Raw genomic sequence first — 20,736 nt, forward strand, 5'->3', positions numbered from 1 at the left:
GAATTGCGTTTCTAATTATTCAAGGCTGAGAAAATGACCCAACTTAAAAAAATGCCGCCAGTGCAAAACGTGATTGCCAATAATATGGCAACGCTGACTTTGCCATTGTCGGAAACCTTCGAGCGTTTGGTATGTGTCCTGGGCGGCACGTTCACCAAAGCAATGATTTTGAATATTCGCGTTAAATTGAACGGCAAAGTTATTCACGATTGCACCGGCGCTGACCTGGATGTAATGAACAACTACAACGGCCTGGCTTCCAATGCCTCAATTTTGTCGATCGACTTTTCCGAGCTGTTCGCTCGCGATGCGGTTTGGCAATCAGTCGGCGCAATCGGCACGGCTTCGGATAACGTGCAGTCTCTGATGGTTGAATTCGACATCGGCGCGGCGACTAACCCGACGCTGACCGTATTTGCCAACGTATCAGGCCCTAAAATTCTTGCGGGCATTAACAAGCTGTCAAAAGCCACAATGAATATTGCGGCGGGCAACGTAAAAACGCCTTTGCCGGTGGCGTTTGGTGCATCTGGCGGCGCGTTGATTAAGCGCATTTACATCAAGTCGGCAAACATGACCGCGCTTGAAGTGAAGCGAAACGGCGTTGTGATCCACGACTCAATCAAGGCCGTGAACGACTTCTACCAGCAAGAAAACAAAAAAGTGCCACAAACAGGCTGGTACATTTTCGACGCGGTAGTTGAAAACAACGGTAATGACATGATCGACGTTACCAACAACGACCCAAACAACAAAACATTCAGCTTTGAAGTGAATGTCACGTTAAGCGCGTCTGAGTTCATCACTTATTACGTTGAAACCATCGACGTTTTAGGCAACTGCTAAGGGGCCGACGATGGACGACGTTTTAGACCTGAGCTTTATTAAAAACATCATCTCTGATGCGTCCAAGGGTTACATCTACGAGAAATACGGCGTTGTTAGCGATAGCGGCAAGACGTATTTTCGCGGCCAAAACGGGGGCACGTTCCAGGCGGGTACAACGCCGGAACAAGCCCAGGCTCAAGCCCAAGCGACCAATTTCACGCCCTGGATTATCGGCGGCGTGGCTATTTTGGCCCTTGTTTTGGTGATGGACTAAATGGCGATTATTCCTGGCATTGATGACAGCCCAAACCCAACCGGCTTTGCAAGCTCGCTTTTGTCTGGCTTAGGCCAGCCATTAGCGGCGGGCTTGCAGGCCCTGGCGGGCGGGCCAACTTCTGCCGAGCAAAAATTCAGCGGCTCAAACAATCCGATCTTCGGGGCGGATTGGGCCGTTAATTTTAGCGGCACTCAAAAAGTAAACACCGGCCCCAAGGGCAGCACCGGCGCAAGCCAACCAGACGGCAACGGCAATATTACGGGCAGCCAGGGTTTCACCGGATTTAATAGCCCGCTCATTATCGGCGTGGTGGTTTTGGGTTTTGTGGCTGTGATTTGGCTGAAAAAAAAGCGATAAACATATGTTTAATAGCAGCAAGAATTTAACAACTCAAAACATAACGAATAACGACAATCGACAGTCGATTCAAGATGGGATGGGTATTTCAGGCGACAATTCCAGTATTTCCACAACGTCTAATGTGTTTACTGATTTATCAAATCGCAGCACAAACAATATTGATAATTCTAATCGCAGCGTTACCAATATAACGAACACAACGACCGACCAGGGCGCGTTAAAGCTGGCGGCTGATCAAGTTTTTGCATCATTGACTAGCCAGAATTCGACGGTTTCAGCAATGGCCCGCTTGGTTGAGCAAAGCCAAAAAAATGCGGGTGATACCAACATCAAAGTCATTAATTCGGCTTTTGATGCTTTGGGCACGAAAGACCACATTACGGCCGATCTGGTAAACAAATACGCCGATTTGCAAAATACAGCGACCAATAACATTGCAACCGCTTGGAAAAATGCAAAGGAATTCGAGGCGGGCAAATCGCTGGGCGATATTAAGTGGGTGATTGGCGGCTTAATTGGCGTCTTTGCATTAATGGCATTAAAGGGCGGTAAATAATGCAAACCATCACGAATATTTTTACCGATGCAAATCCGTGGTTTTTGGGCTGCTTCGGCTATTCATTTCAGCTTTTGGATACCAGCGCACCCGTCGATATTACTTTGACGCGGGGCAATAGCCCGGTCGCTAAAGCGCGCGGCGTTCAGTCTGGTTTCAAATTGCGCCAGCAAAAGCCCTTTGACGGCGTAATTATCGAAAACGCGGGCATTGGCTCCAGTGTCACGATCTTTGTCGGCTCCGAAGTCGATGCGGAATACACCCGCATTGCTGGCCTGGTCGATACGCGCATTAAGAGCGCCAAAACCCTACTCAATAAACCCATGCTCAACGTAGCGCAAAACACAGAAACCTTGCTGTGTGCGGCCAACGATGGGCGGGCACGTCTGATTGTCTGGAATAACGGCACCGCTGATGTGTATATCGGCGCACCTGGTCTGGCGATTGCCGACGCCGCAATCAAGCTGGCCGCTGGCGATCAATGGATTGAAGAAACCGCCGCGGCGTGCGCCTGGATTGTGATTCACAACAACGCCGCCGCCCAGGCCATCAAAGTGCAAGAGGCACTGTACTAATGGCCCGCGCAACACGGCGACGCAATACGCCAGTGATTGGCTCAATCAACACCTACACAGGAAAGCGAAAAGTGGCTGGAGAAATTCTACATTTTGCAGGCTCAACGCCACCAGTTGGCACGCTGGCGTGTAACGGCCAGCTTGTCAGCCGTACCACCTATTCAAATCTATTTGCCGCCATTGGCGTGACGTATGGCGCTGGCGACGGCTCAACGACCTTTGCCGTTCCTGATCTGCGTGGGGAATTCATCCGCAGCTTGGACGGTGGGCGCGGCATTGACGCAGGGCGAGCACTGGGATCTGCGCAAGCTGCGACGGAGATTTCAAACTATGTTCACTCGGACGGTGGAACACCTGGAGCCCTTGCTGCTGAATCTGTGCCAATTACAAACTCTGACGGCGTTGGGGCAAACATTGCAACGCCAAACGGAAATTATTATTTCAGCGCAGCAAATTCAACTAATGGCGGTTCTGCTTTTTCAACCGCGTCAAAAATTCGCCCCCGCAACATCGCCATGCTGGCCTGCATCTATTACTAATTAAAGGACTTGTCACGAAATGCCACAAGTAAAAGCTAAAGTATGTCATGCCTACAACCCAGCAACCGGCGCTTATTTACAGCCAACGGTGGCTTATTTAGATCCACTCACGCCAGGGCAATACAACTTGCCCGCGGGTGCGATTTGGGCCGACCCAAACGAGCTGGCCGCTTGGGATGCCACTAATTGGCCCTATGTGAACGGCAGCGCCTGGGAATTGAAGGCCCTCTAATGGCGGTGAACGGAAAACGCCTTTTTGTGCTGGCCCTGGCGGGAGTCGGGGCGTATTGGCTGATCGCATCACGCACTATGCAAAAGGGCGAAGCGGCAACAGAAAACGGGTTTTTTGTGCCTGATGTGTTTGGGTTTTTGAAAGCGTCATTGAATGATGCGGGTAATTATTTACAGGATGCATTCGACTTGGCTAATTCAGACTTTAGAACAAGTGTCACCAGTGGGCGCGGCAATCAATTTGTCGGCGTAATCGAAAAAATCGGTGAGGCAAAAGGCTTGCCGCCTTTCTTGCTTTCGCGGATTGCCTATCAGGAATCGCGGTTTAGACCTGATGCAACAAACCCAAGCGGGGCGCGTGGCATGTTTCAGATTAACAAAATCACGCAGCTAGAAATGTCTCGTCAAATGGCTAAACAGTTTGACCCGTTCAACTGGCAGCAAGCAGCCGAAGGCGCTGCGGTTTACCTGGCTTATTTGTATGCGAAATTTGGAACTTGGCTTCTTGCTGTGGCTGCCTATAACGCTGGCCCAGGCACTTTGCAAAAGAATATGGCGGCAAATGGCGGCAAATGGAATCCAGCCACAATGCCGCAAGCCGAACAGCGAGTTTATGCGCTGCAAGTGATGGCTGATATTCCAGCGGATTATTAATGTGTGGCGGCGTAAATCTCGCAGAGTTGCAGCTCAATTCCGACCATAGAGCCAGACATCAAATCACGCTCATTTTTGGCCGCTTGTTTTTTGCATAGCTTTGCGGATTTTTGGTAGTTGGATTTTTTGCTTTGAGGCATAGCCGCCACTGCAATATCAAGTTGTTTTGAAAGACATTCGTTCTTCTCAAACATGATTTGCATTGCGCGGCAGTCTTTTACACCTTGGCTAAATTCATTCGCATATTTATCACATGCGTAGCAATCAGTGTAATCAGCATGGGCAAAGCCAGCGACCAGGGCAAGAAGTAGGGCGGCGGTTTTCATGTATGAGAACTCCTTTTTTTAATCATATACAGGGCGCGACTTTATATCATGGCGACTGTGAAATTGAACACACCAACGGGCCTTTATGTTGTCGGCGGCCTGATTGCCTTGCTTTGGCTTAAGGCCACATTGAACGGCCGAACGATGGGCGAAGAAGCAGCCAAAACCGCATGGGATGCAACCGGCGGCGCGGTAACAACCGGCGCGCAAAAGTACGCCAAAGACACATACAAGGCGGCAACCGACAAGGCCGACGAAGAATTCATAAGCACGGTGCGCGGCCTCACTGGCGTATCACCGGCCAATTTTGCCGAGCAGCAAATCATTATCAGCTATCGGCCAACGGCGAGCGCCTGGATGGATGGCTTGCCGATCTTGGGCCTAGTACCAGCGGCCCAGGCTTATTTAGCAGCACAAGCAGTAAAAGAATACCGATCAACCAATATCGGAAAATCACTTAAACAATGGGGTGTTTACTAGTGAAAACTATTACATACATAGGTCTTTTAATTGCTGGGGTGGTTTTTCTTGAGTACCTCAGAGAGCAAGGCGCATTTTTAACAACTGAACAAAACAATCAAATCGTTCTAAGTAGATTACGGGGGTAATAAATGGCATTCATCGACAAACTAAAATCATTGGGCCGCTTTGTGGTTCAACGTGCGCAAGAGCCTAGCACCTGGGCAGCAGTCGCCAGCATTGGCGCATTGGCGCACGCTAACCCTGAAGTCATGAGCAATGTAGGTAATGCTGCGCCGTTGGTCGCGGCAATCCTGGGCGTATTTCTTCCGGAATCGCAAAAGCAATGAGCGTAAAAACCACGGTAAAGAATGCGCTTGTGGCGGTGGCCGTGGGCGTGGTGGCGATGATGGTTTACGACAAGATCAAAGCCATGAAAGCCCAGGCCGACGCAGACGAAGCGAAAAAGACGATCAATAACACGAGCCGATTCCCTGGTATTCCGTTACCAACCGAAGGCCCGATCAATTTATCGACCGACGATACGGTTTTGCGCATTTAGCCTGGGAAACCATACGCGGCCCGAAACATCGGTAAAAACTGAATATTCTTTCTCGCTGGAGGCGGCCATTGGCCGCTTTCTTTTTGCCGTTTGATCTTGCCGACCACATCCCAGGCAACAACATAATATTCACGTCGATAAGGCAAAGCCCCGAATTGATCGACGATAAACAACAGCCAATAATCAATTTCAGCCTGTGAAACGCCTGTGCCCGCATTAAATTGTCGCACCAGGTAGGCGCGTTTTTGATAGCCCGCGCTCAGTAGTGTCTTAAAAAGTGTGTTTTTTCTGTTTTTATGTGTTGTTTTAGTCATATTTTACAAGTTGATACATATGCGGCAATGTAAGTTACTGCAACGTAGTAAAACTACGGGAAAAGCCTTATTTTACAGCAAAAAGAAAGGGGCTTTGCTTACAAATTGCGTCACTTCTTCTTTACATAATATACATTATGCGATGTTATGTATAAGTTACGTGAAAAACATGAGAAATATCAATTTTCGTATTCCATAGTGATATTAAGATGACGTTCATCGAGCAGGATTGTTGTTGGCGTTTATTGTTTTCGTTAATACTGCCAACATTCATGACATGTAAATAAAGCACAGACAAGATAAACTGTCAGGCATAACATACAACCACAGATACCTTTTTCGCACGTCAGGAGCAAGAAATGACTGTTACAAACGTTCAAGAACTCGATGCACTAGTAGCTCGCGTTAAAAAAGCGCAGCAACTGTTTTCTACTTTTTCCCAGCAGCAAGTTGACGAAATTTTCCGCGTAGCGGCATTGGCTGCTGCCGATGCACGTTTGCCATTGTCAAAAATGGCCGTTGCTGAAACAGGCATGGGTATTGTTGAAGATAAAGTAATCAAAAATCACTTTGCATCTGAATATATCTATAACGCGTACAAAAATGAAAAAACCTGCGGCATTTTGTCGGTGGATGATGCATTTGGCACCATGACCATCGCTGAGCCGATCGGGATTATCTGCGGTATCGTACCAACTACGAACCCAACTTCAACGGCCATTTTCAAAGCGTTGATTGCTCTGAAAACACGTAACGGCATTATCTTTAGCCCACACCCACGTGCACGCAAATCTACATGTGAAGCTGCGCGCTTGGTATTGGAAGCTGCCGTATCTGCGGGTGCGCCACGTGACATTATCGGCTGGATTGATGAGCCAACAGTTGATTTGTCGAATCATTTGATGAAACACCCAGACTTGAACCTGATCTTGGCAACGGGTGGTCCAGGCATGGTTAAAGCGGCGTATAGCTCTGGCAAGCCTGCTATTGGTGTAGGTGCGGGCAATACCCCTGTAGTTATTGATGAAACTGCGGATATTAAACGTGCCGTTGCTTCGATCTTGATGTCTAAAACATTCGACAATGGCGTGGTGTGTGCGTCTGAGCAGTCCGTCATTATCGTAGATAGCATTTACGACCAAGTGAAAGAACGCTTTAACGCCAACGGTGGTTATATTCTGAACAAGAAAGAAACCGAAGCTGTGCGTAAAGTGATTCTGACTAATGGCAATTTGAACGCGAATATCGTAGGCCAATCAGCACTGAAAATCGCTGACATGGCTGGCATCAAAGTACCTCCTTACACCAAAGTATTGATTGGTGAAGTCACTTCGGTTGGCGAAGAAGAAGCATTTGCTCACGAGAAGCTCTCCCCTACTCTGGCGATGTACCGCGCGAAAGATTTCTTCGACGCTGTACACAAAGCTGAAGCCTTGGTGGCGTTGGGTGGTATTGGCCATACTTCATCGCTGTATACCGACCAAGACTTGCAAGGTGAGCGTATCGCTTACTTTGGCGACAAAATGAAAACGGCCCGTATTTTGATTAATACACCGTCTTCTCAAGGTGGTATCGGTGACTTGTACAACTTCAAACTCGCACCTTCGCTGACTTTGGGTTGTGGTTCTTGGGGCGGCAACTCGATTTCAGAAAACGTTGGCCCAAAACACTTGATCAACAAGAAAACTGTCGCCAAGCGAGCTGAAAATATGTTGTGGCATAAACTCCCAAAAAGCATCTATTTCCGTCGTGGTAGCTTGTCTGTAGCGCTGGAAGAATTGTCGACCAAAAAACGCGCGGCCATCGTGACCGACCGTTACTTGTTTAATAACGGTTATGTGGATGAAACGATCCGCATCTTGAAACAAAACGGCTTGGAAGTTGAAGTGTTCCACGAAGTTGAGGCTGATCCAACGCTTGCCGTAGTACGCAAAGGCGTTGCGATGCTTAACAGCTTTAAACCTGATGTGATTATTGCGCTGGGTGGTGGTTCACCAATGGATGCGGCGAAAATCATGTGGGTGATGTACGAGCATCCAGAAGTAGCGTTTGAAGACTTGGCGTTGCGCTTTATGGACATCCGTAAACGCATCTACAAATTCCCAAAAATGGGTATCAAAGCTGAGTTGATCGCGATTCCAACGACTTCTGGTACTGGCTCGGAAGTAACGCCTTTCGCAGTTGTGACTGATGAAAAAACGGGCATGAAGTACCCAATCGCCGATTACGAATTAACGCCAAACATGGCCATTGTTGATTCGAACTTGGTCATGAATATGCCAAAATCGTTGACTGCCTTCGGTGGTATCGATGCGGTAACGCACGCACTGGAAGCCTACGTGTCAGTGTTGGCAAATGAGTTCAGCGATCCACAAGCGCTGCAAGCCTTGAAATTGCTGAAACAACACTTGCCATCTTCATACGCTAACGGCGCAAATGATCCGAAAGCGCGTGAAGGCGTACACAACGCGGCAACGATCGCTGGCGTGGCTTTTGCCAATGCATTCTTGGGTGTTTGTCACTCAATGGCGCACAAAATCGGTGCTGAATTCCACCTCGCACACGGCTTGGCCAATGCTTTGTTGATCAGCAACGTCATTCGCTACAACGCGGTTGATATTCCGACTAAACAAACTGCATTTAGTCAGTACGATCGCCCACAAGCGAAATGCCGTTATGCTGATATTGCTGAACATTTGGGCTTGCCAGGCAAAAATGATGACCAGAAAGTGGCTGCATTGATCGCTTGGGTTGATGAGTTGAAAGGCCAATTGAACATCCCAATGTCAATCAAAGATGCGGGTGTGAATGAAGCTGACTTCTTGGCTAAAGTAGATCGTATTGCGGAAGAAGCATTCGATGACCAATGTACTGGCGCAAACCCACGCTTCCCATTGATCACTGAACTGAAACAAGTCTTGCTCGATAGCTTCTACGGTCGTGAATACAAAGAAACTTACGGTCAGTAATCTGTCCCGCTAGTTAAAGCAAAAAGCCCCAGTAATGGGGCTTTTTTATATGCTGATATTATAACGGCGCTTTTTGGCAGTTAAAACTACAGCAAAATATTCAAGATTTCGTGGGGAATGCCGATAACATAATCAAGCGTTTTAAATGTGTGAGTAGTAATATGCCTATCCGCCCTTCTGATTATTGTGACGATTTAAGCACTGCAATTGCCCAGTATTTATTGACGGCTGGTGAAGTTTTGAAACGTGTAGATCATTTATTAGGCGCCGAATTTCAATTGCACGGCACTGATTTATTTCAAGATTGAAAGTGAACGAATCGTCATTTGATCGCCCTGAATCTGCACCGCAAAATTCTTCAGTACATTCATCCCCAGTAAGCCCTCATCACCTAATTTGGGTATCACGCCAATGGGTACATTGCGCAATTGAAAAGTGCCTAAATCAAGCGTCTCGATCATCGATGCATAACCCATCACGCTACCATTGGCTGTTTGGGTCATAAATGTATCGCCGCGACTTAAGTTAAGTCTTTGCGCTTGAGCGTCATCCAGGGTTAGATTGCTAGCTCCGGTATCCACCATCAACACAATGGGCTCGCCATTGATCAGTACACTGAGGCGAAAGTGGCCGTCACGAGAACGTTTGAGCACCAAATCACCTGATTGTTGCGAGGTGATTTGAATGCTATTCGGATTGTGTTGGCGCAAAATCATGGCGTCGAACGCCCAGTAGATCAACGCCGCCACAAGCAGCCAAACTATCACAATGGATGCGGTTGACTTCAATATACCTCCATATCGTATTGCCATGTAAATCATATGAATAAATATTTACATGGCAATACCCTCTAGATCGCTTCGATTTGCTCCGTCAGCTCTAGCCACTCAAGCTCAAGCACTTCAACTTTTGCTTTCAAGTCCACTTCCTGTTTTAACACCTGCTGCAGCTCTTCTTTACGCTCGGCGGCATAAAGAGATTCGTCAGCAAGTTGTTCCGTAACAAGCGCCTGTTGAGCGTGCACCTTGGCCATCTCTTTTTCGTTCTTTTCGCGTTTCTTTTCTAGCGGTTTGCGCAAATCAGCTAGCTTTTGCCGCTCTTGTGCCTCTTGGCGCTTTTGCTCTTTGCGATTTACACCCTCGCTAGAGGCGGCCAATACAGCAGGCTTGCCTTGCTTATCTTGCGCGCTGCGTTGTTCCTGGCTGTAGCGGGTGTAATCGTCCAGATCACCATCAAATGGGCGCACTGTGCCATTTTCAATCAACCAAAAATCATCGACTGTAGCGCGCAGCAGGTGTCGATCATGCGATACAACAATCAATGCACCATCGAAATCTTGCAAAGCAAACGTCAATGCCTCGCGCATTTCAATATCCAAGTGATTCGTTGGCTCATCCAATAGCAAGAGATTCGGTTTTTGCCAGATTAAAAGCGCCAGTGCTAAGCGTGCTTTTTCACCACCAGAGAATGGCGCAACCGGGCAGGTTGCCATGTCACCATGAAAATTAAATCCGCCCAGAAAGTTTCGGTGCTCTTGCTCCCGAGTTTTGGGGTCAAGATTTTGCATATGCCACAAAGCGGACTCTTCAAGGCGCAGATATTCAAGTTGGTGCTGAGCAAAGTACCCTACTTTCAGCCCCTTGCCTTCGGTGCGAATGCCTTTCAATAGTGGCTGTTCACCAGCCAGCGAGCGAATAAAGGTGGATTTACCCGCGCCATTGACCCCGAGCAGGCCAAGGCGAGCTTTATTTTCCAGACTTAATTCGAGATCACGCAGAATTGGTTTGTCAGCGCTATAGCCGGCTTGTGCGTCTTCAAGCCGTACTAGCGGGCTTGGAGAAGAATCGGGCTCGCGAAATGCAAATGAAAACGGTGAGTCGACATGCGCAGCAGCGATTTTCTCCATCTTTTCCAACGCTTTAACACGGCTTTGCGCTTGCTTGGCCTTGCTGGCCTTGGCTTTGAAGCGAGTAATAAAGCTTTCCAGATGGGCAATCTGCCGCTGTTGCTTTTCATACGATTGCGATTGCAGCGCTAGTTTTTCTGCGCGTTGGTTTTCAAAGTCAGCGTAATTACCGGTATAAAGTGCTAATTCAGCATTTTCTACGTGCAAAATCTGGCCGACCGTCGAATCGAGAAAATCGCGGTCATGGGAAATAATCAGCAACATCCCGCGATAAGATTTCAACCAGTTTTCAAGCCAAACAACAGTTTCCAAATCCAAGTGATTGGTCGGCTCATCAAGTAGCAATAAGTCTGAGCGACACATCAAAGCCTGCGCCAAATTGAGGCGCATACGCCAGCCACCGGAAAAACTCGATACGGGGCGATTCACTTCGTCGATACTAAAACCCAAACCTGCAAGTAATTTCCCTGCCCGAGCCGGCGCAGAATAGCCATCGATCGCTTCGAGCTGAGCCAATAATTCGCCATGACGCAGGCCGTCATGGTCTTCTGCTGCATCCGCTTCTTGCAGTTGCGCCTCTATACGACGCAATTCAACGTCGCCATCGAGTACGTAATCTAGCGCGGAGCATGGTAAAGCGGGGGTTTCCTGCGCAACGTGGGCAATGGCGGCGCGTGGCGGCATTTCCAGATTGCCTTCGTCGGCGTGAATTTCATCGCGCAACAAGGCATAAAAGCTCGATTTTCCGGCACCGTTGGCACCGACGACGCCTGTTTTTGAGCCGGGATTGAGGGTTAAGTCAACGCGGTTCAATAAAACTTTGACGCCGCGACGGAGAGTGAGGGATTTTAGTCTGATCATCCCTCGATTTTAACAGAGCTGGCTCATTCAGCGCGGGAAAGATGATTACTATTAGTGGAGGAAATACAGCATTTCATTAGGTATTGACACGAAATCAAAGCTGGATATGGCTCATAAGCACATACCCGTGCCTCGCAAGTTAAATAAAACAACTTAAGCCTATAATGCCTGCAATAGCAAACAGCGCTGCGATCAGGTCGTCCAGCATCACACCCAAGCCGCCTTTGACGCGCCGATCAAACCAACTAATCGGCCAAGGTTTAATAATGTCGAACAGGCGAAAGAGTGCAAACGCCAGCAACCACGCTAGCGGCGTATTCGGCGTAAAACAAAGCACCATCATCATGGCGACAATTTCGTCAATCACGATGCCGCCATAATCACTCACGCCTAAGGCCCGCCCTGTGAGTTCAGCAGCATATACGCCGAGAGCAAATAGTGGTACGCAGAAAACGAAAATAATCGGATTCGGCAAAACGATTTGTAATGCGGCAAAAATGGGTAAAGCGACCAATGTCCCCCACGTCCCGGGGGCTTTTTGGGCTAGGCCGCTGCCAAATCCAAATGACAACATATGGGCGGGGTGACTGCGCAGAAAAGCCCAGCTTGGCATAATCTGCGGCGGCGTTTTTTTATTTGTGCTAGCCATGATATTTAGGAAGTTTTGAAATGATCGAAGCCACCAAAAGGCAGTACGACGGCCTGTTGATGTTGATCGACAAAGTGTAAGCCTTTGGTGGCGACGATTTCGCCGATGCGGCTAATGTTTAATTGGCATTGCGTCGCGATGTGTTGCAGTGCGCTTCGCGCACTGTGGGGCGCAGTAAAGCACAATTCATAATCATCCCCGCCTGCCAATTTCGCCTCCAACGCCAAAGCAGGTGCAAGCGGCTGTAGCTGCGGGGCCATCGGCACGGCATCGATATGAATCACTGCGCCACAATGTGATCGATTGCAGATATGACGCAAATCACCGGCCAAGCCATCCGAAATATCCAGTGCAGCATGTGCTAAATGTGCAATGGCTTGACCGAATATAACCCGCGGCTGTGGCAAATCGAGGCGTAAATCGCATTCGAGTGCAGTCGGCTCAGGTAGTTTTGCCCTTCCCGTTCGGTGCATGACTGCGGCGGCAGCCGCGCCGAGCGGGCCGCTGACCCAAATATCGTCACCAATTTGAGCGCCACTGCGTAACATGGCCTGCCCAGTAGGGACTTCGCCAGCAACCTGAATGGCAATCGTTAAAGGGCCGCGCGTGGTATCGCCGCCTACCAATTCAATTTGGTGCTCATCCGCCAGCGCAAACATACCTTGGCTAAATCGGGCTAGCCAATCGGGTTTTATTTCAGGCAAAGCCAAGGAGAGCGTAAACCACGTCGGTTTAGCGCCCATCGCCGCCAAATCTGATAAATTCACGGCCAGGCACTTATGCCCCAAACGATATGGATCTGCATCCGCAAAGAAATGACGACCTTCGACCAACATATCAGCGGAAACTGCAAGCTGATGGTTGGGGCTAATCGTCATCAGTGCGGCATCGTCCCCCACGCCCAAATCGGCATATCGCACTGGGCGGGTAAAATACTGGGCGATCAGATCAAATTCGTTCATAGGGCAAATAATTTATGCTTGGCGTTTGGCGCGAATCGAAGCAAATTCTTCAGCGCGAACCAATTCAGCCAATTTATCCAATACACCATTTACAAATCGATGTCCGTCCGAGCCGCCATAGGTTTTGGTCAACTCAATCGCTTCATTGATAATCACTGGGTATGGTGTTTCTGGCATTGAAATGATTTCAAATGCACCGGTGTACAGCACGGATAATTCAACCGTGCTCACTTCTTCAAGCGGGCGGTCTACGTGTGGCTCGATGGCCTTAGTTAGCGCTGCGGCATCTTTAATCACGCCAAATAAAATGGCGCGATACAGATTGGCATCCGCCTTGGTGAAATAGGTGCTGCTGCCGCGCAGATAAAGATCGATATTATTGACCGTATCATGGCTCATTAAGTACTGATAGACACCCTGAACCGCAAATTCACGTGCGCGACGACGCGCGGATTTCATTGGTGGTTTTTTTGCAGCGGGTGCTTTTTGTTCTTCGGTCATGCTTGTAATGCCTTTACTAAATTAGCGGTTTCAACCGCAACACGCGCAGCTTCACGCGCTTTTTCTACTACACGAACTTCAGCCTGTTCATCGGTTTCGGTCGTCAAAATGCAATTGGCAATGGGCAAGCCAGAATCTAAAGTAACGCGAGTAACGCCTGCGCCGGATTCGTTCGCCACCAATTCAAAGTGATAAGTTTCACCGCGAATAATTGCGCCAAGGGCAATTAAGGCGTCAAAACGATGGCTGTTGGCCATTGATTGCAAGACAACAGGAATCTCTAAGGCGCCAGCTACACTGCTGAGCAAGATGTCTTGTGGCGCTACGCCGAGCTTGACCAATTCATCGAGGCAGTTGTCACGCAAGCCTTCGCAAATCGGGGTGTTAAACCGGCTCATCACAACGCCGATGCGCATACCCTGCCCGGCTAAATTGGGCTTAATCAATGCAATACCTTCTACAGACATGTTTAATCCTTTTTATGACTCTTCAATTCGTTGTGACTTGGCTTAAGGCTGTGCAAAGCCTGTGATTTCCAAACCAAAGCCCATCATGCTTGGTATTTTCCGCTCGGGCGACATGAGTCGCATGCGGCCTACTCCCAGATCTTTGAGCATTTGCGCGCCAATGCCATAGGTGCGCATATCCCATTTTTGTGGCTTATTGAGCTTCAGCTCGGGTAGTGCCCTTGCCAGTAAGTCTTCACCGTCTTCGGCACGGTGCAGTAAGACAACCACCCCTTTGCCTGCTTTTTCAATCGCCAATAAAGCAGACTCAATACTCCACGAATGGCTGCGAGTATCAAGGTCAAGCCAATCCATAACGGAGAGCGGCTCATGGACACGAACCAAGGTCTCGTCATCAGTGGTTGGCTGGCCTTTGATCAAGGCCAAATGCGTAGCAGAGGTAAGCTTGTCGCGATAGACCGCCAGATCAAATTCGCCAGCGAAGGTGCGCACTTTCCGACGCCCCGCACACTCCACCAAAGACTCGGTGCGACTACGGTAATTAATTAAATCGGCAATCGTGCCAATTTTTAGTTTGTGTTCTTCAGCGAAAACGAGCAATTCAGGCAGGCGCGCCATCGTGCCATCGTCATTCATGATTTCGCAGATGACTGAAGCCGGGGTGAGGCCAGCCATCATGGCGAGATCACAACCCGCTTCGGTATGACCTGCCCGCACCAGTACCCCACCTGGTTGTGCCATGACGGGGAAAATATGCCCTGGTGACACGATGTCGCTGGCTTTGGCATCAAACGCCACTGCTTTACGAATCGTCAGTGCGCGGTCATGTGCGGAAATACCGGTACTCACTCCCTCGGCGGCCTCAATAGAAGCGGTGAAGTTGGTACCGAAAGACGAGCCATTGCTCGAGACCATTGTCGAGAGATTGAGTGTTTTGCAGCGCTCAGGGGTGAGTGTCAGGCAAACCAAACCACGACCATATTTGGCCATAAAATTGATGGCTTCTGGCGTGACAAAGTCAGCAGCTAAAACCAAATCGCCCTCATTTTCACGATCTTCCTCATCGACCAATACGACCATGCGTCCGGCTTTTAATTCGGCAACGATTTCATGAACTGGTGAGATTTGACTCATGCTTGGGCTCCGCCTTGGTTGGTTTCCAATGAAACCATGCGTTCAACATAGCGTGCAATCAGGTCTATCTCTAGATTGACCATTGCCCCCGCAGTAATTTGGCCTAGCGTCGTAACGCTTAAAGTGTGCGGAATCAGGTTGATGGAGAAAATACATCCTTCTGCCGTATCTTTGACTGTATTTGTGGTGAGTGAAACGCCATTCACCACGACCGAACCTTTGGCGGCTAAATATTTTGCCAGATGCTGTGGCGCGCAAATCCGCAGCTCGCGATTCTCGCCTATCGGGTCGAAGCTCAGCACTTTGCCAACGCCATCGACGTGGCCTGATACCATGTGCCCGCCCAGCATATCCCCTAGACGCAGCGCTTTTTCAAGATTGACATGAGAGCCGGGCTTATCTAAGCCTACCGTGCAACGTAGTGATTCATTCGATACGTCAATCTTGTAGCAATTGGGGGGTATAAGTTCAATCACAGTCATGCAAGCGCCATTGTGGGCAATACTATCCCCAAGTATGACGTTACCCATATCAAGATTGGCGGCATCCACCGTCAGTTGCACGCCACCATCAAAAGCTTTTACATCAGTAATCTGACCTACAGCCTGAATAATGCCTGTGAACATATCAGTCCTTTTGTTCAGGAAATAATGCGGGATTAGCTGCACGCACACGTGCGGAAGATTTCAATTCATTGCAGTGATTGCAGAAATAACTTTTTGCGCCACAGGCGGCTAAAACTTCAATATCTTTGCCGCAGTCTGGGCAAACGAGTGTTTTTTCATCGGCCATAGTTATTCTCCTGAAGTGCTATGAGCAAAACTCAGATCGGTAAAACGTAGCGTTGTTCGCTGATCATTGCCAATCATGCGACGATCAATGACGGTCGGACGATACTGCTGGCTTAAATCGGCCAAGCAAAAATCAGCCAATGCCTGACCTTGACCAATAAAGCTCATGGCTTGGTACAGCACTATCTCGTCCACTAAGCCCGCCTCTAGCAGGCTTCCCACTAGCTGACCGCCGGCCTCTACAGTCACGAGATTAAATCCCTGTTCTCCCAAATATAAGCATGCAGCCTGCAAATCGACACGACCATTTTGCGCAGGCAAAGTCGCAAGGACCGCATTTTCACCAAGAGCATCTGCTTGTTGTGGGGCTTGAGTCGTTAAAATATGCGTCTTGCCAGCCAGCTCTGGCGAGGCTGCGCTTAGTATTTTGGCATTGGCATTAATGCGCAAATGACTGTCGAGCACAATCCGCTGTGGTTGGCGTGTAACAGCAAAGCCTCGTGCATTCAATTGCGGATCATCGGCAAGAATAGTCCCGATGCCAGTTAGCATTGCGCAGGATTGCGCGCGTAAACGCTGCACATCAGCGCGTGCTGCGGCGCCGGTGATCCATTGAGACTCACCATTATTTAGCGCAATTCGCCCATCAAGACTGGCGGCCAATTTCACGCGCAACCAAGGGCGCTTACGGATCATGCGCGACAAGAAGCCTTTGTGATGTTCACGCGCTTGCTCGGCCAAGAGGCCATAAGAAACATCAACCCCATGCGCAGCCAAGCGGGCTAGGCCTTGCCCTGCAACCAGCGGGTTCGGGTCGCGTAAGGCGGCAACTACGCGCGTAACCCCCGCACCAATCAAAGTGTTGGCGCACGGTGGGGTACGGCCGAAATGACTGCAAGGCTCAAGCGTGACATAAGCTGTCGCACCGCGTGCGGCGGCACTCGAATGGTTTTTTGCCATTTTGAGCGCCATAATTTCAGCGTGTGCACCGCCGGCTGCTTGGCTGTGGCCATAGCCGATCAATTGTTGATCACGTACCAAAACGCAACCGACACTAGGGTTGGGCGATGTCATATTGGCGCCCAACGCTGCATATTGCAGCGCTTTTGCCATCATTTCGTAATCAAATGCAGAAAAGATCACCGTGATTATTCCTTGGTGACTTCGCGAATCACGTCACGAAAATCTTCTACGTCTTGGAAAGAGCGATAAACCGAGGCAAAACGGATATAGGCTACTTTGTCGAGCTTGGCGAGTTCAGCGATTACCATTTCGCCAATTTGGCGGGACATGATTTCGCGCTCACCCACGGTGAGCACTTTTTGAATAATGCGGGAAATGGCCTCATCGACCAATGGTGTTGGTACGGGCCGCTTGTGGAGCGCACGCAAGAAGCTAGTGCGAACTTTTTCGCGATCAAACTCAGCCCGCTGGCCGTTTTGTTTGACGACTTGCGGCATTCGAACTTCTGCGGTCTCGAAGGTGGTAAAGCGCTTATCACAAATCGTGCAGCGACGCCGACGGCGAACCACATCGCCCTCGTCGGAAACGCGCGAGTCAACGACTTGCGTATCGGGTGAACCACAGAATGGGCACTTCATGAACGACCCCGCAAAGAACAAAAGATCAATTAGAGATAGATAAGGCCAAAGTAATCACTTTCAATCGTGAACTTTGGCTTTTCATACTCTACTCAGGTATTGCTCTATAGACAATGCTACAAATCAAACCCAGACGTATACATAAAGAACAAAAAGTAAAAGGTGGAGCGCCGAGCGCCCCACCCTTTATTCAGTCATTGGCGTTTTCTTAAGCGCCGTAAACTGGGAACTGCGCCGTCAAAGCTTTTACTTTGGCTGACACAGCTGCGATATTTGCGTCATCTTCCGGATTATCCAGTACGTCAGCAATCAAGTTGGCCACTTGAATAGCTTCAGCTTCTTTAAAGCCGCGCGTCGTAATTGCAGGCGCGCCAATGCGGATGCCTGAAGTTACAAATGGGCTTTCTGGATCATTCGGGATCGAGTTCTTGTTTACAGTGATGTGTGCTTTACCTAAGAAGGCATCAGCCGCTTTACCCGTCAAACCTTTAGGACGCAGGTCAACCAAGAATACATGAGACTCAGTACGGCCAGAAATAATGCGCAGGCCGCGTTCAGTCAGTGTTTTTGCCATGGCTTGAGCATTGAGCAACACTTGTTTCTGATACTCTTTGAATTCTTCAGTGGCAGCTTCTTTGAATGCAACCGCTTTACCCGCGATCACGTGCATCAGCGGGCCGCCTTGCAGTGTTGGGAATACGTTTGAATTCAATGATTTTTCAAACTCAGCCTTAGCCAAGATGATACCGCCGCGTGGGCCGCGCAATGTTTTGTGCGTAGTTGACGTCACAAAGTGAGCGTGTGGCACTGGATTTGGATATACACCCGCGGCGATCAAGCCTGCGTAGTGAGCCATATCCACCATGAAGTACGCGCCAACTTTGTCTGCGATTTCGCGCATACGAGCCCAGTCAAAACGCAAAGCGTAAGCCGAAGCGCCACCGATCAGTAGTTTTGGCTTGGTTTCCATTGCGACGCGTTCCATATCGTCGTAATCGATTTCTTCGTTTTCGTTCAAACCGTAAGCTACGATATTGAACAATTTACCTGACAAATTAGCTGGCGAGCCATGAGTCAAGTGACCACCATGACCCAGATTCATACCCATTACGGTGTCACCTGGTTTCAGGATAGAGAAGTACACCGCTTGGTTGGCTTGTGAGCCTGAGTGAGGCTGAACATTCGCGTACTCAGCGCCAAACAATGCTTTTACGCGATCAATCGCCAATTGCTCGATGACATCAACGTGCTCGCAGCCGCCGTAAAAGCGTTTACCAGGATAGCCTTCAGCATATTTATTGGTCAGCTGTGAGCCTTGGGCTTCCATGACCGCTGGGCTAGTGTAGTTTTCAGAAGCGATCAATTCGATGTGTTCGTGCTGACGAACAACTTCTGCAGCCATAGCGGCAGCGAGATCGGGATCGTATGAGGCAATAGTTTGGGACTTCGAGAACATGAGCGTGAAGCATCCGTAGCCGTTAAAAGATGCGCAATTCTAACACGACTTAGATCAAATCGAGATGCGCAGTTATCAGCTAAGCATGCAAGATTTTCATGATTTCTTTTTTCGCCAGACATTTGCAAGGGTTTTAAGTGTGCGCCTTAAGGAAACTCGTTCATCAGACATCGCATCCAAAAACTCAGCCAAAGCTTTTGATTTTGCGACGGTATAGAATATGAGCCAAGTAATTGGGGCGCTCACCGCAATAAAATACCAAATCTTCGTGCTAAGCGATTCATCCGCTAAGCTAAATAAATTCATCCCCAGAAAGCCAGTAATCGTCGTACCCAACAGACCAAACACGGTCACCACCGTTAGTCGAACTACGGTGTCAGCTTGACGACGAAGATCTTCGTTTTCAAGATATTGATTCATGCTTTGCACCGATTCTTTGACGTCGCTATGTAAGCGATTGGTCTCCAGGTGGCGTGACATCATCTGAAACAGCTGATCCGAAACAATTTGATTTGACACTTCTCGAAACCAATATCTTTGGTTAAAGCGCAAGAAACCTTCCAGCAGCAAACGAATTTCTCGTTTAAAGGTACGAATAGAGCGTACGTTTTGTAAATTAAGCTCAGAAAGTGCTACCGCTAGGCGATCGGAAAACATCAGCAAGGCCGCCTTATGAAAATGTGCGATCAAGGCCATTAAAAAGTGTTGATGCCTAAACTGACCGAGCACGCCAGTATAAGGGTCGGAGTAAAACTGATTGGAATGCATACCCACCATCACGAACGCATGTCCATTACACATCATCCGAGTAGAGGCAGAAGAATGTTTGCGCTCTGGCACCCAAAATCGATCAAAACAGCATTGACGCTCGAACTCTTCAAACGTTTTCTGTGTATACGCGGCCGCATCATTGTTTCCTGGTCGAGTCACCATGCCAAGGCGATAGAAATCTTCATCGCTGAGCTTAAACGGATCGTCCACCGCCAAATAGGCAAGGATGGGCATACGGTGGTATTCAATCTGCCGATAGCGCAAATTACCCTTGGCCGCAGAATGATGCAGTACGAGTGGATTAAGCAGAAACTCCCAGTGACTCGCCATTCTTGGCGCTCGATGCCGGCCCAAATGACTTAAATAATTAGCCCTATCTTCATAATCAGATTCAGAGATAACATCCCCAACCCCATCTAGCCAGGCGACTTTACGCAAACAATTTGCCGCAGTTTTGTCTTCATCCCACTGAGCAGGAAAGGCGCGACCAAAACGAAACAAGGCATCCTGCACCCGCTTTAGCGGCAAATTTTCCCCCGCAATTTCAAACGCAAGAATGACTACATCAACGTCATAGAAAAAATACAGATCGATGTGCGCAACCGTAAAATGATGAACGGTGCCATCTTTAAACATCATTAGTACGGTGCGGATGTCTTGGCGTCGAAAGACGTGAAGTGGAGAAAGCCCGTAACCGGCAACATTGCTAGACTGACTTGCATTTTCGCCATACAAGAAGCGCTGAACGTAAGGAAGGAAGGTGACAAACTCGCGATAATGCCGCTCCTCGAAATTCTCAGGAGCCGCATCAAATTCAGTCGCCCGTGGCTGCCAAGGGGATCCCTCAGCAGCCTCTTGCTGCATGATTTTCCATTGCTGCCCCATGGCGCTACTCTCGCCGGGTTTGTGCGGCATAGGCATCAGTTGCAGCGGCCAAATAAGAATTTGGCGGAAATGCTTTACAATAACATCAGTACTTGTCGCCAT

28 protein-coding genes are annotated in these 20,736 nt (G+C 48.9%); 13 read left to right on the top strand and 15 right to left on the bottom strand.

Annotation, left to right across the window (positions count from 1 at the left end; all coding sequences use genetic code 11):
• The first annotated feature begins 33 nt into the window (after positions 1-33).
• Genes HQ393_RS04605 through HQ393_RS04640 form a run of 8 tightly spaced genes read left to right on the top strand, consistent with a single transcriptional unit; the run spans position 34 to position 4,020 of the window.
• Positions 34-846 (top strand): major capsid protein P2, encoded by an 813-nt coding sequence (locus tag HQ393_RS04605; RefSeq protein ID WP_179357674.1) that lies wholly within the window; start codon positions 34-36, stop codon positions 844-846.
• Between the two features lie 10 nt (positions 847-856).
• Positions 857-1,102 carry a hypothetical protein gene (locus HQ393_RS04610; RefSeq protein ID WP_179357675.1) on the top strand — a complete coding sequence of 82 codons (246 nt, stop codon included), beginning with the start codon at positions 857-859 and terminating at the stop codon, positions 1,100-1,102.
• Positions 1,103-1,462 carry a hypothetical protein gene (locus HQ393_RS04615; protein ID WP_179357676.1) on the top strand — a complete coding sequence of 120 codons (360 nt, stop codon included), beginning with the start codon at positions 1,103-1,105 and terminating at the stop codon, positions 1,460-1,462.
• 4 nt (positions 1,463-1,466) lie between these two features.
• The gene (locus tag HQ393_RS04620; RefSeq protein ID WP_179357677.1) at positions 1,467-2,021 is read left to right on the top strand and encodes a hypothetical protein; all 555 of its coding nucleotides are present in this window, start codon (positions 1,467-1,469) and stop codon (positions 2,019-2,021) included.
• Positions 2,021-2,596 carry a hypothetical protein gene (locus HQ393_RS04625; protein WP_179357678.1) on the top strand — a complete coding sequence of 192 codons (576 nt, stop codon included), beginning with the start codon at positions 2,021-2,023 and terminating at the stop codon, positions 2,594-2,596. Before HQ393_RS04620 ends, HQ393_RS04625 begins: the two co-directional genes overlap by 1 nt.
• Positions 2,596-3,135 (top strand): tail fiber protein, encoded by a 540-nt coding sequence (locus tag HQ393_RS04630; RefSeq protein WP_179357679.1) that lies wholly within the window; start codon positions 2,596-2,598, stop codon positions 3,133-3,135. Before HQ393_RS04625 ends, HQ393_RS04630 begins: the two co-directional genes overlap by 1 nt.
• 19 nt (positions 3,136-3,154) lie before the next feature.
• On the top strand, positions 3,155-3,367 hold the full coding sequence (locus HQ393_RS04635; protein ID WP_179357680.1) for a hypothetical protein: 213 nt from the start codon (positions 3,155-3,157) through the stop codon (positions 3,365-3,367).
• The gene (locus HQ393_RS04640; protein ID WP_179357681.1) at positions 3,367-4,020 is read left to right on the top strand and encodes a lytic transglycosylase domain-containing protein; all 654 of its coding nucleotides are present in this window, start codon (positions 3,367-3,369) and stop codon (positions 4,018-4,020) included. Before HQ393_RS04635 ends, HQ393_RS04640 begins: the two co-directional genes overlap by 1 nt.
• Here HQ393_RS04640 and HQ393_RS04645 read toward each other — a convergent pair.
• The gene (locus HQ393_RS04645) at positions 4,017-4,346 is read right to left on the bottom strand and encodes a hypothetical protein (RefSeq protein WP_179357682.1); all 330 of its coding nucleotides are present in this window, start codon (positions 4,344-4,346) and stop codon (positions 4,017-4,019) included. The two genes, HQ393_RS04640 and HQ393_RS04645, sit on opposite strands and share 4 nt — an antisense overlap.
• A 48-nt stretch (positions 4,347-4,394) precedes the next feature.
• Between HQ393_RS04645 and HQ393_RS04650 the strand changes: the two genes are divergently transcribed.
• The 3 genes from HQ393_RS04650 (at position 4,395) to HQ393_RS04660 (ending at position 5,367) form a co-directional block, all read left to right on the top strand.
• A complete protein-coding gene (locus HQ393_RS04650; RefSeq protein WP_179357683.1) occupies positions 4,395-4,826 on the top strand; it encodes a hypothetical protein in 432 nt (143 codons plus the stop codon).
• Positions 4,827-4,957: 131 nt separating this feature from the next.
• On the top strand, positions 4,958-5,155 hold the full coding sequence (locus HQ393_RS04655; RefSeq protein ID WP_179357684.1) for a hypothetical protein: 198 nt from the start codon (positions 4,958-4,960) through the stop codon (positions 5,153-5,155).
• Positions 5,152-5,367 (top strand): hypothetical protein, encoded by a 216-nt coding sequence (locus tag HQ393_RS04660; RefSeq protein ID WP_179357685.1) that lies wholly within the window; start codon positions 5,152-5,154, stop codon positions 5,365-5,367. Before HQ393_RS04655 ends, HQ393_RS04660 begins: the two co-directional genes overlap by 4 nt.
• Here HQ393_RS04660 and HQ393_RS04665 read toward each other — a convergent pair.
• A complete protein-coding gene (locus HQ393_RS04665) occupies positions 5,364-5,597 on the bottom strand; it encodes a hypothetical protein (protein ID WP_179357686.1) in 234 nt (77 codons plus the stop codon). The genes HQ393_RS04660 and HQ393_RS04665 overlap by 4 nt on opposite strands.
• A 443-nt stretch (positions 5,598-6,040) precedes the next feature.
• Here HQ393_RS04665 and adhE point away from each other — a divergent pair, with 443 nt between their 5' ends.
• Both adhE and HQ393_RS17515 read left to right on the top strand, forming a co-directional pair.
• Positions 6,041-8,650 carry a bifunctional acetaldehyde-CoA/alcohol dehydrogenase gene (gene adhE / locus HQ393_RS04670; RefSeq protein WP_179357687.1) on the top strand — a complete coding sequence of 870 codons (2,610 nt, stop codon included), beginning with the start codon at positions 6,041-6,043 and terminating at the stop codon, positions 8,648-8,650.
• A gap of 161 nt (positions 8,651-8,811) precedes the next feature.
• Positions 8,812-8,958 carry a hypothetical protein gene (locus HQ393_RS17515; RefSeq protein ID WP_218871296.1) on the top strand — a complete coding sequence of 49 codons (147 nt, stop codon included), beginning with the start codon at positions 8,812-8,814 and terminating at the stop codon, positions 8,956-8,958.
• On the opposite strand, the gene HQ393_RS04675 is transcribed toward HQ393_RS17515, so the two are convergent.
• From HQ393_RS04675 to HQ393_RS04735, 13 genes are all read right to left on the bottom strand, one after another.
• Entirely contained in the window at positions 8,944-9,438 is a 495-nt protein-coding gene (locus HQ393_RS04675) for a retropepsin-like aspartic protease family protein (protein ID WP_179357688.1), read from the bottom strand. The genes HQ393_RS17515 and HQ393_RS04675 overlap by 15 nt on opposite strands.
• A gap of 62 nt (positions 9,439-9,500) precedes the next feature.
• On the bottom strand, positions 9,501-11,417 hold the full coding sequence (locus tag HQ393_RS04680; protein ID WP_179357689.1) for an ATP-binding cassette domain-containing protein: 1,917 nt from the start codon (positions 11,415-11,417) through the stop codon (positions 9,501-9,503).
• A 139-nt stretch (positions 11,418-11,556) separates the two neighbouring features.
• Positions 11,557-12,066, bottom strand: coding sequence for a phosphatidylglycerophosphatase A family protein (locus HQ393_RS04685; RefSeq protein WP_179357690.1), 510 nt, complete (start codon positions 12,064-12,066; stop codon positions 11,557-11,559).
• A gap of 5 nt (positions 12,067-12,071) precedes the next feature.
• Complete coding sequence (thiL, locus tag HQ393_RS04690; protein WP_179357691.1) at positions 12,072-13,028, bottom strand: thiamine-phosphate kinase; 957 nt, start codon at positions 13,026-13,028, stop codon at positions 12,072-12,074.
• A gap of 12 nt (positions 13,029-13,040) precedes the next feature.
• A complete protein-coding gene (gene nusB / locus HQ393_RS04695; protein WP_179358398.1) occupies positions 13,041-13,487 on the bottom strand; it encodes a transcription antitermination factor NusB in 447 nt (148 codons plus the stop codon).
• Positions 13,488-13,525: 38 nt separating this feature from the next.
• On the bottom strand, positions 13,526-13,996 hold the full coding sequence (ribH, locus tag HQ393_RS04700; RefSeq protein ID WP_179357692.1) for a 6,7-dimethyl-8-ribityllumazine synthase: 471 nt from the start codon (positions 13,994-13,996) through the stop codon (positions 13,526-13,528).
• A 42-nt stretch (positions 13,997-14,038) separates the two neighbouring features.
• Entirely contained in the window at positions 14,039-15,130 is a 1,092-nt protein-coding gene (gene ribBA, locus HQ393_RS04705) for a bifunctional 3,4-dihydroxy-2-butanone-4-phosphate synthase/GTP cyclohydrolase II (protein ID WP_179357693.1), read from the bottom strand.
• Positions 15,127-15,756: a riboflavin synthase gene (locus HQ393_RS04710; protein ID WP_179357694.1), complete on the bottom strand. Its 630-nt coding sequence runs from the start codon at positions 15,754-15,756 to the stop codon at positions 15,127-15,129. Before HQ393_RS04710 ends, ribBA begins: the two co-directional genes overlap by 4 nt.
• A gap of 1 nt (position 15,757) precedes the next feature.
• The gene (locus tag HQ393_RS04715; RefSeq protein ID WP_179357695.1) at positions 15,758-15,922 is read right to left on the bottom strand and encodes a YfgJ family double zinc ribbon protein; all 165 of its coding nucleotides are present in this window, start codon (positions 15,920-15,922) and stop codon (positions 15,758-15,760) included.
• A 2-nt stretch (positions 15,923-15,924) separates the two neighbouring features.
• Entirely contained in the window at positions 15,925-17,061 is a 1,137-nt protein-coding gene (gene ribD / locus HQ393_RS04720; protein WP_438833121.1) for a bifunctional diaminohydroxyphosphoribosylaminopyrimidine deaminase/5-amino-6-(5-phosphoribosylamino)uracil reductase RibD, read from the bottom strand.
• Between the two features lie 8 nt (positions 17,062-17,069).
• Positions 17,070-17,522, bottom strand: coding sequence for a transcriptional regulator NrdR (gene nrdR / locus HQ393_RS04725; protein ID WP_179357696.1), 453 nt, complete (start codon positions 17,520-17,522; stop codon positions 17,070-17,072).
• A gap of 208 nt (positions 17,523-17,730) precedes the next feature.
• Positions 17,731-18,978, bottom strand: a complete 1,248-nt coding sequence (gene glyA, locus HQ393_RS04730; RefSeq protein WP_179357697.1) for a serine hydroxymethyltransferase — start codon at positions 18,976-18,978, stop codon at positions 17,731-17,733.
• A gap of 96 nt (positions 18,979-19,074) precedes the next feature.
• Positions 19,075-20,736, bottom strand: a complete 1,662-nt coding sequence (locus tag HQ393_RS04735; RefSeq protein WP_179357698.1) for a hypothetical protein — start codon at positions 20,734-20,736, stop codon at positions 19,075-19,077.

Source organism: Chitinibacter bivalviorum, assembly GCF_013403565.1.
GTDB lineage: Bacteria > Pseudomonadota > Gammaproteobacteria > Burkholderiales > Chitinibacteraceae > Chitinibacter > Chitinibacter bivalviorum.

Coding starts and splice junctions, on each gene's coding strand:
- adhE (WP_179357687.1), top strand. CDS start 6,041: ATGACTGTTACAAACGTTCAAGAACTCGATGCACTAGTAGCTCGCGTT.
- HQ393_RS04640 (WP_179357681.1), top strand. CDS start 3,367: ATGGCGGTGAACGGAAAACGCCTTTTTGTGCTGGCCCTGGCGGGAGTC.
- HQ393_RS04735 (WP_179357698.1), bottom strand. CDS start 20,736: ATGGCGACAAGTACTGATGTTATTGTAAAGCATTTCCGCCAAATTCTT.
- HQ393_RS04715 (WP_179357695.1), bottom strand. CDS start 15,922: ATGGCCGATGAAAAAACACTCGTTTGCCCAGACTGCGGCAAAGATATT.
- HQ393_RS04630 (WP_179357679.1), top strand. CDS start 2,596: ATGGCCCGCGCAACACGGCGACGCAATACGCCAGTGATTGGCTCAATC.
- nusB (WP_179358398.1), bottom strand. CDS start 13,487: ATGAAATCCGCGCGTCGTCGCGCACGTGAATTTGCGGTTCAGGGTGTC.
- HQ393_RS04635 (WP_179357680.1), top strand. CDS start 3,155: ATGCCACAAGTAAAAGCTAAAGTATGTCATGCCTACAACCCAGCAACC.
- HQ393_RS17515 (WP_218871296.1), top strand. CDS start 8,812: ATGCCTATCCGCCCTTCTGATTATTGTGACGATTTAAGCACTGCAATT.
- HQ393_RS04625 (WP_179357678.1), top strand. CDS start 2,021: ATGCAAACCATCACGAATATTTTTACCGATGCAAATCCGTGGTTTTTG.
- nrdR (WP_179357696.1), bottom strand. CDS start 17,522: ATGAAGTGCCCATTCTGTGGTTCACCCGATACGCAAGTCGTTGACTCG.
- HQ393_RS04655 (WP_179357684.1), top strand. CDS start 4,958: ATGGCATTCATCGACAAACTAAAATCATTGGGCCGCTTTGTGGTTCAA.
- HQ393_RS04645 (WP_179357682.1), bottom strand. CDS start 4,346: ATGAAAACCGCCGCCCTACTTCTTGCCCTGGTCGCTGGCTTTGCCCAT.
- HQ393_RS04620 (WP_179357677.1), top strand. CDS start 1,467: ATGTTTAATAGCAGCAAGAATTTAACAACTCAAAACATAACGAATAAC.
- HQ393_RS04680 (WP_179357689.1), bottom strand. CDS start 11,417: ATGATCAGACTAAAATCCCTCACTCTCCGTCGCGGCGTCAAAGTTTTA.
- HQ393_RS04710 (WP_179357694.1), bottom strand. CDS start 15,756: ATGTTCACAGGCATTATTCAGGCTGTAGGTCAGATTACTGATGTAAAA.
- HQ393_RS04650 (WP_179357683.1), top strand. CDS start 4,395: ATGGCGACTGTGAAATTGAACACACCAACGGGCCTTTATGTTGTCGGC.
- ribH (WP_179357692.1), bottom strand. CDS start 13,996: ATGTCTGTAGAAGGTATTGCATTGATTAAGCCCAATTTAGCCGGGCAG.
- ribBA (WP_179357693.1), bottom strand. CDS start 15,130: ATGAGTCAAATCTCACCAGTTCATGAAATCGTTGCCGAATTAAAAGCC.
- HQ393_RS04685 (WP_179357690.1), bottom strand. CDS start 12,066: ATGGCTAGCACAAATAAAAAAACGCCGCCGCAGATTATGCCAAGCTGG.
- HQ393_RS04610 (WP_179357675.1), top strand. CDS start 857: ATGGACGACGTTTTAGACCTGAGCTTTATTAAAAACATCATCTCTGAT.
- HQ393_RS04660 (WP_179357685.1), top strand. CDS start 5,152: ATGAGCGTAAAAACCACGGTAAAGAATGCGCTTGTGGCGGTGGCCGTG.
- glyA (WP_179357697.1), bottom strand. CDS start 18,978: ATGTTCTCGAAGTCCCAAACTATTGCCTCATACGATCCCGATCTCGCT.
- HQ393_RS04615 (WP_179357676.1), top strand. CDS start 1,103: ATGGCGATTATTCCTGGCATTGATGACAGCCCAAACCCAACCGGCTTT.
- HQ393_RS04605 (WP_179357674.1), top strand. CDS start 34: ATGACCCAACTTAAAAAAATGCCGCCAGTGCAAAACGTGATTGCCAAT.
- thiL (WP_179357691.1), bottom strand. CDS start 13,028: ATGAACGAATTTGATCTGATCGCCCAGTATTTTACCCGCCCAGTGCGA.